This window comes from Streptomyces liliifuscus (assembly GCF_016598615.1).
GTDB classification, from domain to species: Bacteria; Actinomycetota; Actinomycetes; order Streptomycetales; family Streptomycetaceae; genus Streptomyces; species Streptomyces liliifuscus.
This window is the reverse complement of sequence record NZ_CP066831.1, coordinates 4,348,559-4,363,700: the sequence shown is the minus strand read 5'-3', so window position 1 is coordinate 4,363,700 and position 15,142 is coordinate 4,348,559. Positions and strand designations below refer to the sequence as shown.

At 69.0% G+C, this 15,142-nt stretch carries 16 protein-coding genes and 1 pseudogene; 5 read left to right on the top strand and 12 right to left on the bottom strand.

The genetic code is table 11. The features are described from left to right. Nucleotides 1-12: 12 nt before the first annotated feature. The 5 genes from JEQ17_RS18425 to JEQ17_RS18405 all read right to left on the bottom strand — a co-directional run bounded on the left by JEQ17_RS18425 (nucleotide 13) and on the right by JEQ17_RS18405 (nucleotide 3,249). Nucleotides 13-789 (bottom strand): TetR/AcrR family transcriptional regulator, encoded by a 777-nt coding sequence (locus JEQ17_RS18425; RefSeq protein WP_234048254.1) that lies wholly within the window; start codon nucleotides 787-789, stop codon nucleotides 13-15. Between the two features lie 10 nt (nucleotides 790-799). After that, on the bottom strand, nucleotides 800-1,312 hold the full coding sequence (locus JEQ17_RS18420) for a thiol-disulfide oxidoreductase DCC family protein (RefSeq protein ID WP_200401566.1): 513 nt from the start codon (nucleotides 1,310-1,312) through the stop codon (nucleotides 800-802). Between the two features lie 5 nt (nucleotides 1,313-1,317). Beyond that, nucleotides 1,318-1,725 carry a hypothetical protein gene (locus tag JEQ17_RS18415; RefSeq protein ID WP_200396267.1) on the bottom strand — a complete coding sequence of 136 codons (408 nt, stop codon included), beginning with the start codon at nucleotides 1,723-1,725 and terminating at the stop codon, nucleotides 1,318-1,320. 221 nt (nucleotides 1,726-1,946) lie between these two features. Next, nucleotides 1,947-2,357, bottom strand: a complete 411-nt coding sequence (locus JEQ17_RS18410) for a VOC family protein (protein WP_200396266.1) — start codon at nucleotides 2,355-2,357, stop codon at nucleotides 1,947-1,949. Between the two features lie 25 nt (nucleotides 2,358-2,382). Beyond that, the gene (locus JEQ17_RS18405; RefSeq protein WP_200396265.1) at nucleotides 2,383-3,249 is read right to left on the bottom strand and encodes a helix-turn-helix transcriptional regulator; all 867 of its coding nucleotides are present in this window, start codon (nucleotides 3,247-3,249) and stop codon (nucleotides 2,383-2,385) included. A gap of 268 nt (nucleotides 3,250-3,517) precedes the next feature. Here JEQ17_RS18405 and JEQ17_RS18400 point away from each other — a divergent pair, with 268 nt between their 5' ends. The 3 genes from JEQ17_RS18400 to JEQ17_RS18390 all read left to right on the top strand — a co-directional run bounded on the left by JEQ17_RS18400 (nucleotide 3,518) and on the right by JEQ17_RS18390 (nucleotide 7,525). Continuing rightward, on the top strand, nucleotides 3,518-4,531 hold the full coding sequence (locus tag JEQ17_RS18400) for an aldo/keto reductase (RefSeq protein WP_143639277.1): 1,014 nt from the start codon (nucleotides 3,518-3,520) through the stop codon (nucleotides 4,529-4,531). 127 nt (nucleotides 4,532-4,658) lie between these two features. Beyond that, on the top strand, nucleotides 4,659-5,051 hold the full coding sequence (locus JEQ17_RS18395) for a hypothetical protein (RefSeq protein WP_200396264.1): 393 nt from the start codon (nucleotides 4,659-4,661) through the stop codon (nucleotides 5,049-5,051). Further along, nucleotides 5,051-7,525: a DUF4132 domain-containing protein gene (locus JEQ17_RS18390; RefSeq protein WP_200396263.1), complete on the top strand. Its 2,475-nt coding sequence runs from the start codon at nucleotides 5,051-5,053 to the stop codon at nucleotides 7,523-7,525. The genes JEQ17_RS18395 and JEQ17_RS18390 overlap by 1 nt, the downstream gene beginning before the upstream one ends. Here JEQ17_RS18390 and JEQ17_RS18385 read toward each other — a convergent pair. Next, nucleotides 7,512-8,669 carry a serine hydrolase domain-containing protein gene (locus JEQ17_RS18385; RefSeq protein ID WP_200396262.1) on the bottom strand — a complete coding sequence of 386 codons (1,158 nt, stop codon included), beginning with the start codon at nucleotides 8,667-8,669 and terminating at the stop codon, nucleotides 7,512-7,514. The two genes, JEQ17_RS18390 and JEQ17_RS18385, sit on opposite strands and share 14 nt — an antisense overlap. Nucleotides 8,670-8,832: 163 nt before the next feature. On the opposite strand from JEQ17_RS18385, the gene JEQ17_RS18380 reads away from it, so the two are divergent. After that, a complete protein-coding gene (locus tag JEQ17_RS18380; protein WP_200396261.1) occupies nucleotides 8,833-9,084 on the top strand; it encodes a hypothetical protein in 252 nt (83 codons plus the stop codon). Nucleotides 9,085-9,140: 56 nt separating this feature from the next. Here JEQ17_RS18380 and JEQ17_RS50050 read toward each other — a convergent pair. Beyond that, nucleotides 9,141-9,434, bottom strand: a pseudogene (locus JEQ17_RS50050) (DNRLRE domain-containing protein); the annotation flags it as partial. 667 nt (nucleotides 9,435-10,101) lie between these two features. Between JEQ17_RS50050 and JEQ17_RS18375 the strand changes: the two are divergent. Beyond that, nucleotides 10,102-10,842: a hypothetical protein gene (locus JEQ17_RS18375; protein WP_234048253.1), complete on the top strand. Its 741-nt coding sequence runs from the start codon at nucleotides 10,102-10,104 to the stop codon at nucleotides 10,840-10,842. On the opposite strand, the gene JEQ17_RS18370 is transcribed toward JEQ17_RS18375, so the two are convergent. The 5 genes from JEQ17_RS18370 to sdhA all read right to left on the bottom strand — a co-directional run bounded on the left by JEQ17_RS18370 (nucleotide 10,795) and on the right by sdhA (nucleotide 15,140). After that, entirely contained in the window at nucleotides 10,795-11,496 is a 702-nt protein-coding gene (locus tag JEQ17_RS18370) for a LiaF transmembrane domain-containing protein (protein WP_200396259.1), read from the bottom strand. The genes JEQ17_RS18375 and JEQ17_RS18370 overlap by 48 nt on opposite strands. Nucleotides 11,497-11,544: 48 nt before the next feature. Further along, nucleotides 11,545-11,865 (bottom strand): hypothetical protein, encoded by a 321-nt coding sequence (locus tag JEQ17_RS18365; protein ID WP_200396258.1) that lies wholly within the window; start codon nucleotides 11,863-11,865, stop codon nucleotides 11,545-11,547. Continuing rightward, nucleotides 11,862-12,455 (bottom strand): hypothetical protein, encoded by a 594-nt coding sequence (locus tag JEQ17_RS18360; protein ID WP_200396257.1) that lies wholly within the window; start codon nucleotides 12,453-12,455, stop codon nucleotides 11,862-11,864. The genes JEQ17_RS18365 and JEQ17_RS18360 overlap by 4 nt, the downstream gene beginning before the upstream one ends. 148 nt (nucleotides 12,456-12,603) lie before the next feature. Then, nucleotides 12,604-13,383: a succinate dehydrogenase iron-sulfur subunit gene (locus JEQ17_RS18355; protein WP_200396256.1), complete on the bottom strand. Its 780-nt coding sequence runs from the start codon at nucleotides 13,381-13,383 to the stop codon at nucleotides 12,604-12,606. Continuing rightward, nucleotides 13,383-15,140, bottom strand: a complete 1,758-nt coding sequence (gene sdhA / locus JEQ17_RS18350) for a succinate dehydrogenase flavoprotein subunit (RefSeq protein WP_200396255.1) — start codon at nucleotides 15,138-15,140, stop codon at nucleotides 13,383-13,385. The genes JEQ17_RS18355 and sdhA overlap by 1 nt, the downstream gene beginning before the upstream one ends. Nucleotides 15,141-15,142 lie beyond the last annotated feature (2 nt).

The following is a 15,142-nucleotide window of genomic DNA, read 5'->3' as shown; positions in this document are numbered from 1 at the left end:
CGCGCGGGGGCGCTATTTCGCGGACTTCTTGGCGGGGTCGGGCAGTGCGTTCGTCATCCCCGGCAGGAAGTCCGTGAACAGCCCGTGGACCTCACGGACCAGGGGCCGCAGCACCCGGAAGCGGGCCAGTGAGATGCCGAGCGAGGTGAGGCGGGCACCTCGTTCGGCGAGGCGGTAACTGCGCTCGCGACCCTCCGTACGGTCGAAGATCCAGTACAGGACGAGGCCCATCTGGGAGAGCCAGAGCAACTCGGGGAGCACCTCCCGCAGCTCTTCCGGGATCTTCGCCTTGGAGCCCGCCAGCACCTCTCGGCAGACCCCGATGGCTTCCACGCGCGCGTGCTCCGACTCGGCGGAGAACGGGCTGAGCGGGCTGTCCGGATCGGCCGCGTTCTTGAAGAACTGCACCGCGAACTCGTGGTACGGAGTCGCCACGTCCAGCCACGCCTTCAGCACCCCGGCGATCCGCGCCTCCAGATCCTTCTCCTGGTCCATGACCTCACGGACCGCCGCCCGGTGCTCGGCGGCGAGCCGGTCGTAGAAGCCCTGGATCAGGTGTTCCTTGCCGGCGAAGTAGTAGTACGCGTTGCCTACGGAGACCCCGGCCTCCTTGGCGATGGCCCGCATCGTCGTCTTCTCGTAGCCCCGCTCCTGGAACAGGCGCATCGCCGTCTCCAGGATCAGGGCCCGGGTCTGCTCGCTCTTGGCGGGCGTACGGGACGGCCGGGCGGGGCCGTCCGGCTCCGCGGGACCGTCCGGACGACTGGCGCTGTCTTTCTCTGCTGGCACGGGAGAGAGCCTAACGAGGCGCGCAGGTGTCGCTGTCGCAGGCGGGTGCGTTGTAGGTCCACCCCGTGGCCGGGGAGTACTGCCATCCGTCGGCCCCGTAGTACGCGCCTCCGCCCCAGGCGCCGTGCCTGCGGGCCCATTGGCCCTCGCGCCACTTTGCGGCGGCGAGGACCGCGCCGCGCGCGAGCCGTGCCCCGGCCGGCGTGCTGAACCGGTGGGCCGCCGGGCGGTACTCGGCCAGCGCCCACAGGGTGACGATCCAGGCGGCGGTGCCCCGGTAGACCTGGCCCGAGTCGCCGATCACGGTGATCTCGTCGAGCGTGGCCGCGTGGTCGAGCCCCGGGAAGCGCCGCATGGCGGCCTCCGAGCCGGCGGGCACCAGCTCCAGGGGCACCAACTGGCGCTGCCGTACGAGCCAGTCGCGGACAAAGGCGCAGAGCGAGCACTGCGCGTCGTACAGGACGGTGAGCCCGCGGACCGGGACGCGCGCGGCGTCCCGGTCCGGGGTGGCGGCGGTGGCCATCGTGGTCACGCCCCGACCGCCGGGGCGACCCAGTCCTGCGGCGGCACGGGCGGCTGCTGCTCGCGCTCCATGAGGCCCCGGCGCCGGATCTTGTTGAGGACGTACACATTGCCCAGGTGCATGGCGCCGAGCACCAGGAGCACCACGCCGAGCTTCGTCGACAGGGCCTCGAAGACCCCGCGGGCGTCGGCGATCTCCTCGTCCTGGCTCAGATAGAGGGCCACGAAGCCCAGGTTCACCAGGTAGAAGCCCACCACCAGCAGGTGGTTGACGGCGTCCGCGAGCTTCTCGTTCCCGTGCAGCACATCCGCCAGAAAGATCCGCCCGTTCTGGCTGAGCGTCCGTGCCACCCAGATCGTCAGCGCCACGCTGACCAGCAGATATATGACGTAAGCGACGACCGTGAGGTCCATGTCCCCACCCCTTCCCGACTTCTTGAACGCGTTCAAAACGCGCTGTCGAGGAAGAATGTAGACCTGTTTTTGAACGTGTTCAAGTGGATTGCGGGGCGTGCGTGTGTGACGTGCGGCTCAGGCCGCGAGGGGGTGGGGGAGAGGCCCAGGAGGGGGCTGAGTGCCGGTGTGCCGGGTGGTCGGGTGGCTGGGGCGTGCCCGGTCGGTGCCGCGAGTGCGGCTCAGCCGGTGCGTGCCAGTTCCGGGCGTTTGCCGTAGTCCGTGAAGCCGATGACGTTGCCCCAGGGGTCGGCGATCTCGACGGTCCAGCCGGTGGCGACCGGGAAGGGCTCGTCCAGGGGCTGGATCCCTGCCGCGGTCAGCGCCCGCGCCGTCACCCGGGCGTCCCGCACCTCCAGCCACACGCGGCACGCCGGCCAGGACGGCCCCCGCTGTCCGAGCTCCTCGTCCACGCGCAGCAGCACGCCCGGAGTCTCGTTCCCGACCTTCAGCAGGGCGATCCCGGCCTCGTCCAGGCGGAAGGCCACCGGAAACCCGGCCCGTCCGTAGAAGCCCAGCGCCTCTTCGAGATTCCCGACGGGCAGCAGCACGTTGTCGAAACCGAGCAGTTCGTACGACTCGTCATCTGACATACCGTCAGAATAGGTCGCCGTCCGCTCAGGGCGACGGAACCGGCTGCGGCGTCGCGCGCGTGGCGAGCAGCCGCAGCGCCCTGTCCGTCGCGGAGCCGGGCTCCGCCGTGTACGTGACCAGCGTCTGGCCGGGATCGGAGGGCAGCGGCAGCGACTCGTAGTGCAGCCACAGCTCGCCCACGACCGGGTGGGTGATGTGCTTCACGCCGTAGCACAGGCCCCGTACGTGCTGCTGGTCCCAGCAGCGGCGGAACAGCGCGCTGTGCTCCAGCAGGTCGGCGATCAGCGCGCCGAGGGCGGGATCGCCGGGGTGCCGGCCCACGTCCGCGCGGAGCGTCGCCGCCATGTACTCGCCGCCCGCCTCCCATTCCGGATACAGCGACCTGGACTGCTCCTCGTGCAGGAAGTACAGCCGGGCCAGATTCCGCTCACGCGGTTCCAGCGCGGCGAAGTCGTAGGAGATCCGCCCGCCGAGCGTGTTCCAGGCCAGGACGTCCATGGCCGCGCTGCACACGTACGCGGGCACGTCCCCCATGGCGTCCATCAGCAGCCGGATGCCCTGCCGCACCTGCTGCGAGGCCGTCGTCCCCGTCGACGGCGTCCTGCGTCCGGGAAGGGTCAGGTCCCGCAGATAGGCGTACTCGGAGTCGGTCAGCCGCAGCGCGCGGGCGACGGCGTCCAGGACGGAGTCCGAGATGTTGGGCGTACGACCCTGCTCGATGCGCGTGTAGTAGTCCACGCTGATCCCCGCCAGCTGGGCGGCCTCCTCGCGCCGCAGGCCCGGCACCCGTCTGCGGTTGATCCCCGCCGGGAGTCCCAGCTCGGCCGGGTCGAGAGCGGCACGGCGGGCCTTGAGGAACCCGCTGATGTCGGGTTCGGGACGCGTGACCATGCTCCGAGTATCGCCCAGCCGGACCATGGCCGATGCCGATGCCGATGCCGATGCCGATGCCGTCGCCGGATCCGCCCGCGGCTCCTGCGCCGCCGGTTCCTGGTACTGGCAGACCCAGGCTGGACCGGGCCTGGTCCGGATCCGCGGTGGGAGGGAGGGTCGAAAGGTATCCACACAGCCACGTGAAGCAAGTCATTGCCACGTGAAGCACGCCATACCTACATGAATCAATTCATAGCCATGTGAAGCCCAAGGAGGCTCGACCCCTATGCAGCGCAGGATTCTGGGCGGCACCGGCATCTCGGTCAGCGAGTACGCCCTCGGCGCGATGATGTTCGGGGAGATCGGCAACCCCGACCACGACGATTCCGTACGGATCATCCACGCGGCCCTGGAAGCGGGCATCAACTTCGTGGACACCGCCGACATCTACAGCACCGGCGAGTCCGAGGAGATCGTCGGCAAGGCACTCAAGGGGCGCCGCGAGGAGGTCGTCCTCGCCACCAAGTTCCGGCTGCCCATGGGCGACGAGCCCAACCTGGCGGGAGGCTCGCGCCGCTACATCATGCGCGCGGTCGAGGACAGCCTGCGACGCCTGGACACCGACTACATCGACCTCTACCAGATGCACCGTCCCGACCCGCTCACGGACATCGACGAGACCCTGTCCGCCCTGTCCGACCTCGTACGGTCCGGAAAGGTACGGGTCGTGGGCTCCTCCTCCTTCCCGGCCGACCAGATCGTGGAGGCCCAGTGGACGGCCGAGCGGCGCGGCCACGTCCGGTTCCGTACCGAGCAGCCGCCCTACTCGATCCTGGCCCGCGGGGCGGAGGGCAGCATCCTCCCGGCGGCCCAGCGCTACGGCATGGGCACGCTGACCTGGGGTCCGCTCAGCGCCGGCTGGCTCTCCGGCCGCGACCTCGCGGCCAGCGGGCGCGCCAAGCTGGAGGGCTTCAAGTTCGACCCGGCCCTGCCCGGCAACGCGGCCAAGCTCGCCGCGGTCGCCGACCTCAAGAAGGTCGCCGCCGATGCCGGTCTCCCGCTCCCGCACATGGCCCTGGCCTTCGTGCGCGCCCACCCGGGCGTCACCTCGGCCATCATCGGCCCGCGCACGATGGACCAGCTCACCGACCTGCTGGCGGGCGCCGACGTCACCCTCGACGACGCGATCCTGGACCGCATCGACGAGATCGTTCCGCCCGGCACGGACCTGAACCGGGCCGACAACTACTTCGTCGAGCAGCCCGCGTTGACGGACCCGTCGCTGCGCCGCCGCAGGTAGCGCGGAGGGTGCGGCCCGCAGCGGAGGGTACGGCCCGCGGTGCGGCGGGGTCCTGAAACCGGGGCCCCGCCGCCTGATTTCCCCCCGCGGTGACTGATTGTCAGTGGTGCCTCGTACTGTCGGGGGCATGGGAATGGTGACGTTCGTCGACGAGACGACAAGCGGGGACCGCGCTGCGGGCTGGGGGCTGGAGATCGCCGAGGAGCGGCTCGCACTGCGCGAGTTGATCCGGCGGCGGGTCTTTCAGGAGGTCGCCGAGTTCAACGCGCGTACGCCGGAGGTGTTCCAGGGACTGGTGCAGCCCAAGGACACCGAGCGCGTGCTGAACGGATACGCGTTGCGGACGCCCCGCCGGATAGATCCCGAGGCCCAGACGGATTTGGCGCTCAAGGCCTTCGCGGGGAACGGGTTCCTGGTGCTGGTGGGGGACCGGCAGCTCACCGACCTCGACGAGGAGATCGAGCTGGCGCTCGGTACCGAGGTCACGTTCCTGAAGCTCGTCGCGCTGGTGGGTGGCTGATGACGTCGATGCGATCGAACAAGCAGAAGATCCGCAACCAGATCGCCGCGGGGAACATGGGCAGGCTCGCCGACGAGGCGCTGAAGGCCGCTGCCGCCAACCACGGCTTCTGGGGTGACGACTGGAGCGAGATCTTCGACGCCCTGCGCGACCTGCCCCTGGAGGAGCGTCGCCGGCTCGCCCACGCGCTCATCGAGCGCTTCCACTCCCTCGACACGCAGCCGGAGACCCGGCAGAAGGTGCTGACGCTGCTCGGCATCATCGCCCGTGACCTGCCCGACGACTTCTTCCTCCCCACCGAGCGGCTGGCGGAGCTCGAAGCGCTCGGTGCCCGGCACTCCTTCTGGCACGCCACGCGCCTCGACCTCCTGGCGGAGGCGGAGCTCGCGACCGGTCGACAGCTCGCGCCCTCCGTCGTGGCCGTCTTCCGTCGTACGGCCCTTGCCGCCTACCGCGCGGAGCACCTCGTGGAGTTGGTCAAGAAGCTCACCACCCCAGTCCTCAACGTCGGCGAGGCGTGGGCCGATCACGCCATGGAGCAGGTCACCGGCTCGGACGACGACCCCTGGCACGCCCTGCTCGTCCACGCGCTCACGGCCACCGCCTCCAAGCCCAGCGCCAAGTGGGACAAGCAGGCGCAGGCTCTCATCGGCACCATCGGAGCGGACCGGGTCGGGCGGACCGTGTTGTCCTGGCTCGCCCTCGTCGGCCGCCCGCGCACCATCCCGCTGGAACGCCAGACGTACGAGCCGGACATCAACAACGGCTACGACCCGTACAACGCCAACGCCCTGCGGGGCCTCGCCTGGCTGCTGTCCATCCTCCCGCCGCACCCCGACACGGCCCGGGCGCTCGGCGCGCTCGTCGAGACCTCCCTCAAGAAGGTCGCCGGAATGGGCCCGCGCAACCCGAAGGTCGCCAACGCGGGCGTCATCGCGCTCTCCCGCGTCGACAGCGAGGCGGCCCTCGCCGAACTCGCCCGCCTGGCCACCCGGGTGACGTACAAGAACACGGCGAAGCTGCTCGACGTCGCGCTGGAGGCGCGCGCCACCGCGCTCGGCCTGAGCCGGGAGGAGATCGAGGAGCTCGCCGTCCCGGCGTACGGGCTCACCGAGGTGGGGCGTGCCCGGCACCAGCTCGGGGACGTCACCGCCCTCATCGAGATCCACGGCACCAAGTCCGTGTTCGGCTGGCGCAACGCGGCGGGTAAGGAGGTCAAGAGCGTGCCCGCCTCGGTGAAGCGGGACCATGCCGACGAGCTCAAGGAGCTCAAGGCCGCCGCCAAGGACATCGACAAGATGCTCTCGGCGCAGGCGGAGCGGCTCGACCGCCAGTTCCTGGCCCGGCGCACCTGGGCGTACGACGCCTGGCGCGAGCGCTACATCGACCACCCACTGGTCGGCACCCTCGCCCGACGCCTCCTGTGGACGGTCGACGGCAGACCGGTCGGGTTCGCCGACGGCGAGCTGCGCACGCTCACCGACGACCCGGTGACCACGGGTTCGGAGGTCGAGCTCTGGCATCCGGTGGGGCGCGAACCCGCCGAGGTCGTCGCCTGGCGCGACTGGCTGGAGCGGCACGAGATCACCCAGCCGTTCAAACAGGCCCACCGCGAGGTGTACCTCCTCACCGACGCCGAGCGAGCCACGGGCACGTACTCGAACCGTTTCGCGGCGCACGTGCTGCGACAGCACCAGTTCAACTCGCTGGCCGCGATCAGGGGTTGGCGCAACAAGCTCCGGCTGTGCGTCGACGACTCGGCTCCGCCGGCCGTCCGGGAACTGCCCCAGTGGGGCCTGCGCGCCGAGTACTGGATCGAGGGCGACGGCGAGGAGTACGGCGAGGACACCACGGAATCCGGCAGCTACCTGCGGTTGCGCACCGACCAGGTCCGCTTCTACCCGATCGCCGCCCCGGAGAACTCGGCGCACTGCTACGGCGGCGAGTACAGCATGTGGCTGAGGGACGGACAGGACCCGGTCGAGCCGCTGCCCCTCACCGAGATCCCGCCCCTCGCCCTCTCCGAAGTCCTGCGCGACGTCGACCTGTTCGTGGGTGTCGCGAGCGTCGGCAACGACCCGACCTGGCAGGACGGCGGCCCCGGCGGCCGTTTCCAGGAGTACTGGTCGGGCTACAGCTTCGGCGAGCTGAACCAGAGCGCCGAGACCCGCCGGGCCCTCCTCGACCGCCTGATCCCCCGCCTCGCGATAGCCGACCGCTGCACCCTGGAGGGCCGCTTCCTGCACGTGAAGGGCGAGCGCCACACGTACAAGATCCACCTCGGCTCGGGCAACATCCTCATGACCCCGAACGACCAGTACCTGTGCATAGTCCCGAAGTCCGCGCCGACGTCTCCCCAGACCGGCTACCTGCCGTACGAGGGAGACCGCACCCTCGCCGTCATCCTCAGCAAGGCGATGATGCTGGCCAAGGACACGGAGATCACGGACCCGACGATCCTCAGCCAGCTGTAGCCGGTGCCGGGACGTCGAATGCCGCCCCCGCTATCCGCAGGACGTACGGCAGTTCCGGGTAGCGATCCGTCGGGTTGAGGGCGTAGACCAGGACGCGGCGGAGGTCGCGGGTGGCGAAGACGCCGCTCGTGTAGCCGGGGACGTGTCCGCTCTTGCCCCAGACGACCGTGCCGTCGGGGAACTCGGTGCGCTGGAGGCCGCCATAGCTGAACTGCTTGTCGCCGCCGGCCGCGGCGGGCATCCGGAAGAGGTCCTTCTGCTGGGCCGGAGGGAGGAGGTGACCGCGGTACAGGGCGGTGAAGAAGCGGGCCAGGTCGGGGGCGTTGGAGATCATGCCGCCCTCCGCCCAGCCGTACGGGTTCTGGACGCTCACGTCCTTGAGGTCGCCGGAGTCCGGCACTGCCACCAGGCCGCGTGTGTGGGGCGCCGGGATCGACCAGTCGTCGAGGGCGGGGACGTACGTGTCACGCAACCGGAGGGGTTTCAGGATGCGGGAGCGGACTTCGGAACCGTACGAGTGGCCGGTCACCTGCTCGATGATCAGACCCGCGATGAAGTAGTTGATGCCGTTGTAGCGCGTGGCTTTGCCCGGTTCCGTCGGCTCTCCGCAGGCCAGGGAGGCGTCCACGGCCTCGCGCGGTGACATGTCCTCCGTGGCGCAGGTCATGATCTGCAGGCCGCTCGTGTGGCTGAGCAACTGGCCCACGGTGACGGGGTAGTAGCCGGGCGGCAGCAGGCCCGGCATCAGCTCCTGCACGGTGTCGTCCAGGGTCAGCCGTCCCTCGGCGGCCAGTTGGAGCAGCACCGTCGACGTGAAGATCTTCGTGACACTGCCGATCCTGAAGTGCGCGTCGGTGGCCGGCACGGACGGACCGGCCGTACCCGACCAACGGCCGTCCGTCCCGGACATCCGAATCAGCCCGCCCGTGACATTCGCGTCGGGCAGCCCGGCGAGGGCCGCCCGCAACGCCTCCTTGTCGAGCCCCCGGTCACCACGGACCACACCGTGCCCGGGGTCGCCCGCGCCCACCCCGGAGTCGCCCGCAGCCATCGCCGGCACGGTCCCCACCACCAGCACGGCCGCCACTGCCCCGGCGGCCGCCGCTGTCCTCCAACACCTCTTGCGCCCAAGTAAGTTCGCCATGCACACCAGCCTCGCGCCGCACATCCGCCGCTTCCATGGGGAATCACCCGGACAAGACCCTGACCTCACCCCGACCCTGTCCCTGCCCGGCCCGGGACCTGACCTGTCATGGAGGCTTCAGTACTCTTCAGGCTGATTGCGGGAGGGGGAGCCGGTGGGCCGCGTGCGAATTGCCTTCGGGCTGCTGGTGGTTGTCGTCGGCACGGTCTGGCTGCTGGGGGGAGGGTCGGCGGTCCGGTCGGGCGGACGGTGGGCACTGTCGGCGTTGCCGTACGCACTCGCTGCGGCGGGTCTTCTGCTGATCCTGCGAGCGGCCGTGCCAAGGGGGCTGCTGGCCGGGCCTGTTGTTCTCCTGGCGGGTGGCGGGCTGTGGGCCGCGTACGGCGCCGGGGACCTTCGACGGTTCGACCGCTGACCGGTCTGGCCGATCGTGGCCATCACCCTGGGACCGGCTCTTCCACTGGGCCTACGGCCCCAGGTGTCGGACTCGAAGCCGACGCGGGCCTCGTGCGTACCGCCCTTGTCGAAGCCCTTGCCGTTGTAGAAGGTGGCGTTCGGGCGGCGACTATACGTCGTGGTCTGGTTCTGCGTGTGTTTCTTCACCGACGGGTCGATGAACACCGGGTATTCGTAGTGGCCGAGTCCACGAGGAAGTCCTGGGCGGGGGTGATCACCCAGTTCGCCCTGGACAGATCGGCCTCGACGAGTTCGCCGCGGAATTCGGGGGGACGGGCCATCGAGCCCGGGCAGGCCGACCGTTGCCGACGCCTTGGAGAACCCTCGGTCTCGCCGCTCTCCAGTCCGGCTGCGACGAAGGGGCGAGTCGGCCGAGCCAACGCCCGAGCGTGAGCAGCGTCCAGGGACGGTGTCACGAGAATCTGCCTCTGATGATCTCGACCCGGTAGCCCGGACGGCTCTCCATGATCTCGTAGGTCAGGACCGTCAGTGGCCGGTTCCCGGAAGGCCGCTCAGCTGCTGCAGACATCACCTGCCTCCCGTGGGCTGGAGTCGAGAACATCACCGTGGAGCGGGTGGCCCGGGGTGTCCCGTACCAGCCACTTCATCCGATTGCGGATCGGTATGGGCGGGGATCGTGCCAGCTTGGGCGGGTGAGCGCCGCGCTCCGTCCTTGTTCTCCCATGCCGTCGACGCTTCAGTGACTCGAGCGAAGGGTTTTGCCCGGAGTCCATACTGGAGAGTGCTCGGTGGTGTGTGAGGTGATGGGGATACGCGGGGCAAGGGGGCCGATTTCGTGCGACGACTGTTGGCGGTGCACTTCGTGCCGTGTGCGCTCTTCGTCACCTGCCTTGGCGGGTTGCTCCGGGCGGGGAGCTTCTCGGGGCGTGCCAACTGGTCCGCCGTCCTGCCGTCGAACCCGGCTGCCACGGTAGGGGCCCTGCTTCTGATCGGTGTCTGCGCTGCAGTACTCGGGATGCTTCTGCAGCCCTTTCAGGTGCGGGCGGTGCGGGTGTTGGAGGGGTACTGGGACCGTTGGCCGGTCACGGCGGGAATGGCAGGCGTGTTGATGGAATTCCAGCGCCGCCGCGGGCAGACGCTCGCCGATCGAGCCGACGCGGCGGCCGATGCCGGTCCTGACGCTCAGCGGGTCGCGGCAGACGCCTCCAGGCGCCTGGCGGCCGCACCGCCGGCTCATGCGCTGCTGCCCACCGCGCTCGGCAATGCCCTCAGGGCGGGTGAGCTCAGCGCGGGTGAGCGTTACGGACTGACGACCCTCTCGTCGTGGCCGCGTATCTATCCCCAGGTGTCCGCCCCGCTTGCTCAGGCGCTGAGTTCGGCTCGGGACATGCTGGATACGGCGGTCAACCTCTGCCACGCCTTCCTTGTCTGCGCCGGCGTCATGATGGCCGCCTTTTACGACGAACCGGACGAGTGGTGGCTGGTCGCACTCGCGCTGGTGTTGGCCGCGGTGGCGTACAAGGGAGCTGTGGTCGCGGCGCAGGCTTACGCGGGACTCATGCATGTCGTCTACGACCTGCACAGGTTCGACCTGGTTGACGCCCTGCACCACCCGCTGCCGGACCGCGACGGAGAGTGGGCACTCTTCCAGCGGCTCTCGGACCGGTTCGCCGGGCGTCGGGTGAACCTGCCGTACGTACACGGGAGTTCACGCCCGGACGAGACTGATGGCCCCGACCAGCCCGAGAAGGTGTAGACCGACCTCGCGAGCGGCGTTGTCCTCGGTGCTTGCGCGCGGACCCGTGTCGCTGACGTGAGTGAGGATGGTACCTGCCGTACGAACCGTGACGGGCCAGTCGTGGGGCACGGTCAGGTGGACATAGCCGGCCACCGCCGTCACCAGGACGGTCAGGCTCCCGTCAAGGACGGACCCGGTCAGGTCGGCACGCACTTCACCGGCTATGGCTCGGAGTATCACTTGGCGGTTGCCGGTGCGACTTCCGAGCGTACCCGTCGTGCGCACCCGGCCGGTCGCCAGCACGCGCGTCCACCGGTGGGAGTCCTTCTCGCGAGAGGAGAGCAGCAGCGCCAGGCCCAGGAAGATCAGCGCGGTGGGCGCGACGAGGTCGGTCAGCGTGTGCGTACTGATGTCGTGCGCCGCCGCCAGTCCGCCGAGGGCCACGGCGGCGAGCAGGCCCGGCGCGATGAGCGAGCCGGCGGTGATGGCAGAACGCAGCAGGTTCAGCAGGGCGAGGGCCAACAACAGCCAGGGCCACCATGCGCTGAGCCAGTCCATGGCGGCCCGGACCCGGTGCGCGGTGTCTCCGACGGTGAAACTGCCGACGGCCAGGACGGTCAGACCGAGCCACAGCCGGGAGCGTTGCCCCACTCGACCCCCTGTGCCCGCCACGCGCGTCATCGTAGTGCGGTGATCGGGCGGGCCTTCGGGGTGGGGCGGCTACTCGTTCAGTGCGTCGTTCGCCGAATTGAGCTCTTCTACAAGGGCCTCGTAGGAGCCGTGGCATGCCACATGGATGGACGGAGGAAGGTCGCTGAATTCGCAGTGCTCCTCGTGCTTGCCCTTGAACTGGGAGTTGTACGTTTTCAGATAGGTGTCCATTGCCTCGGCACCGCCCTCCAGTGCGGCGTGCCAGGCAGACGCCGTGTCACCTGCGATGGCGGGGCCCACCACAAGATGGCAGTCGGTGCCCCGGCAATCTGTGCTGCGTGGGTCGTGGATATCGGGATGGCCCGGCAGGGTCATGGCATGGGTGGTCATGCGGTCTCCCTCGGTTCGGTGATCGCGCTGAGCGCAACTCCACGCGTTCGCCGCAGGTGCACGTTCTTGCGGTAGATGGCGAGCGTCCACACCGCTTCCGCCACGGTGCAGAGCAGTACCAGCCCAGCGGCTGCCCAGCGCCATGTGGCCTGTCGGCCGCCGTCCGGGGGACTCAGGGCGGCGACGATACCTAGCCCCAACAGGACGGTCCCCGCGTTGAAGCAGTGGACGGCTCGGTCGTTGTTGCGTGCCCACTTGTCGTAGTCGTCGCCCTGCCACGCGTACAGCCGGGCGCGCTGCGCCTTGTGACGCAGCCCGTCGCCGATGTCGTACCAGTCGTGTATGTCCTGGCGTGAATAGAAATATTGGCGGGAGTAGTAGTGGAGTTGGATGCTGGCAATCAGGGCCAAAGATGTGGAGACGAGCATCAGCAGACTTATCCCGGGCCAGCGGAAGATCTTGTCGTTCGCTCCGGCGACGACTCCCGCCAGGGCCAGTGCGGCCCCTGTAAGCAGCGGGGCGGCGACGGAATGGGCTTCTTTCGAGGCCTGCGCGTATCCCAGTGGCACGGGTGCCTTCAGCAGCGCCATGGTTCCCCTCCCCAAGCCCACCGGCTTCCGGGAAGGAGTGTGACCGCGGAATGCTCCCTTCAGTAGCGGTGGAAACCCGCCGCTATAACCGAAAGCCCCGCTTCCGCGTCACAGCGGAAACAGGGCTCTCGGTACTGCTCAACAGGAGTCAGAACCGTCGAGTGATCAGCGCCCTCTTCACTTCCTGGATCGCCTTCGTGACCTCGATGCCCCGAGGGCAGGCGTCCGTGCAGTTGAACGTCGTGCGGCAGCGCCAGACGCCGTCCTTGTCGTTCAGGATCTCCAGGCGCTGTTCGCCCGCCTCGTCACGCGAGTCGAAGATGAAACGGTGCGCGTTGACGATCGCGGCCGGGCCGAAGTACTGGCCGTCGTTCCAGAAGACCGGGCACGAGGACGTGCAGGCCGCGCAGAGGATGCACTTCGTCGTGTCGTCGAAGCGCTCGCGGTCCTCCGCCGTCTGGAGACGTTCCCGCGTCGGCTCGTTCGTGTCCTTCGTGATGAGGAAGGGCATCACGTCGCGGTACGCCTGGAAGAACGGCTCCATGTCCACGACCAGGTCCTTCAGGACCGTCAGGCCCTTGATGGGCTCGACCGTGATGGGCTTCTCGGGGTTGATGTCCTTGATCAGCGTCTTGCAGGCAAGGCGGTTCCTGCCGTTGATCCGCATCGCGTCCGAGCCGCAGATGCCGTGTGCGCAGGACCGGCGGAACGTGAGCGTGCCGTCCAGGTCCCACTTGATCTTGTGCAGCGCGTCCAGGACGCGCTCCTTCGGGTCGATCTCCAGCTGGAAGTCTTCCCAGACCGCCTCCGCCGAGACCTCGGAGTTGAAGCGGCGGATGCGGAACGTGGCGGTGATGTACGGGGTGTCGGCGAAGCCGGCCTCCGGCGCGCCGGCGCTGTCCGCCTTGTCCAGGGTGGGGGTAGCCATCAGTACTTACGCTCCATCGGCTGGTAGCGGGTCTGGACGACCGGCTTGTAGTCGAGACGGATGGACTCGGTGCCGTCGTCGCCGACCTCGCGGTACGCCATGGTGTGGCGCATGAAGTTGACGTCGTCGCGGTTCGGGTAGTCCTCGCGGTAGTGACCGCCGCGGGACTCCTTGCGGGCGAGGGCGGAGACCGCCATGACCTCGGCCAGGTCCAGGAGGTTGCCGAGCTCGACGGCCTCCAGCAGGTCGGTGTTGAACCGCTTGCCCTTGTCCTGGATCGAGACGTTCCGGTAGCGCTCGCGCAGCTCCGCGATCTTCTCCACGGCCGTCTTGATCGTCTGCTCGGTGCGGAACACCATGACGTTGGCGTCCATGCACTCCTGCAGCTCGCGGCGGATGTCCGCCACACGCTCGTTGCCCGTCGACGACCGCAGCCGCTCGATCTGCTCGACGACCAGGGACTGCGGCTCCTCGGGCAGCTCGACGTGCGCGGCCGTCTTCGCGGAGTACTCCGCCGCCGCGATACCCGCGCGACGCCCGAACACGTTGATGTCCAGGAGCGAGTTCGTGCCCAGGCGGTTCGCGCCGTGGACGGACACACAGGCGACCTCGCCGGCCGCGTACAGGCCCGGGACGACCGTGGTGTTGTCCGACAGGACCTCACCCTCGACGTTCGTCGGGATGCCGCCCATCGCGTAGTGCGCGGTGGGCTGGATCGGGATCGGGTCCGTGTACGGCTCGATGCCCAGGTACGTACGTGCGAACTCCGTGATGTCGGGCAGCTTGGCGTCCAGCTGCTCCGGCGGGAGGTGCGTGAGGTCGAGGTAGACGTGGTCGGCCTCGGGACCGCAGCCGCGGCCCTCACGGATCTCCGTGTAGATGGAGCGGGACACGACGTCACGGGACGCGAGGTCCTTCATGACCGGCGCGTACTTCTCCATGAAGCGCTCGCCGTCCTTGTTGCGGAGGATGCCGCCCTCACCGCGGGCGCCCTCCGTCAGCAGGATGCCCATGCGCCAGATGCCGGTCGGGTGGAACTGGAAGAACTCCATGTCCTCCAGCGGCAGGCCGCGACGGTAGACCGCTGCCTGGCCGTCACCGGTCAGCGTGTGCGCGTTCGACGTCACCTTGAAGAACTTGCCGGTGCCGCCGGACGCGTAGATCACGGCCTTCGCCTGGAAGACGTGGATCTCACCGGTCGCCAGTTCGTACGCGACGACACCGGCCGAGTGCTTGACGCCGTCGACCTCGGTGATGAGCTGGTCGAGGACGTAGAACTCGTTGAAGAACTCCACGCCCTCCTTCACGCAGTTCTGGTACAGCGTCTGGAGGATCATGTGGCCGGTGCGGTCGGCCGCGTAGCAGGACCGGCGGACCGGGGCCTCGCCGTGGTTGCGGCTGTGACCGCCGAAGCGGCGCTGGTCGATGGTGCCGTTCGGCGTGCGGTTGAACGGCAGGCCCATCTTCTCCAGGTCGAGGACCGCGTCGATGGCCTCCTTCGCCAGGATCTCGGCGGCGTCCTGGTCGACCAGGTAGTCACCGCCCTTGACCGTGTCGAAGGTGTGCCACTCCCAGTTGTCCTCCTCCACGTTGGCCAGCGCGGCGGCCATGCCGCCCTGCGCGGCGCCCGTGTGGGAGCGGGTGGGGTAGAGCTTCGTGAGCACGGCGGTACGGCTGCGCTTCGTCGCTTCGATCGCGGCGCGCATGCCGGCGCCGCCCGCGCCGACGATGACTGTGTCGTACTTGTGGATCTTCATGA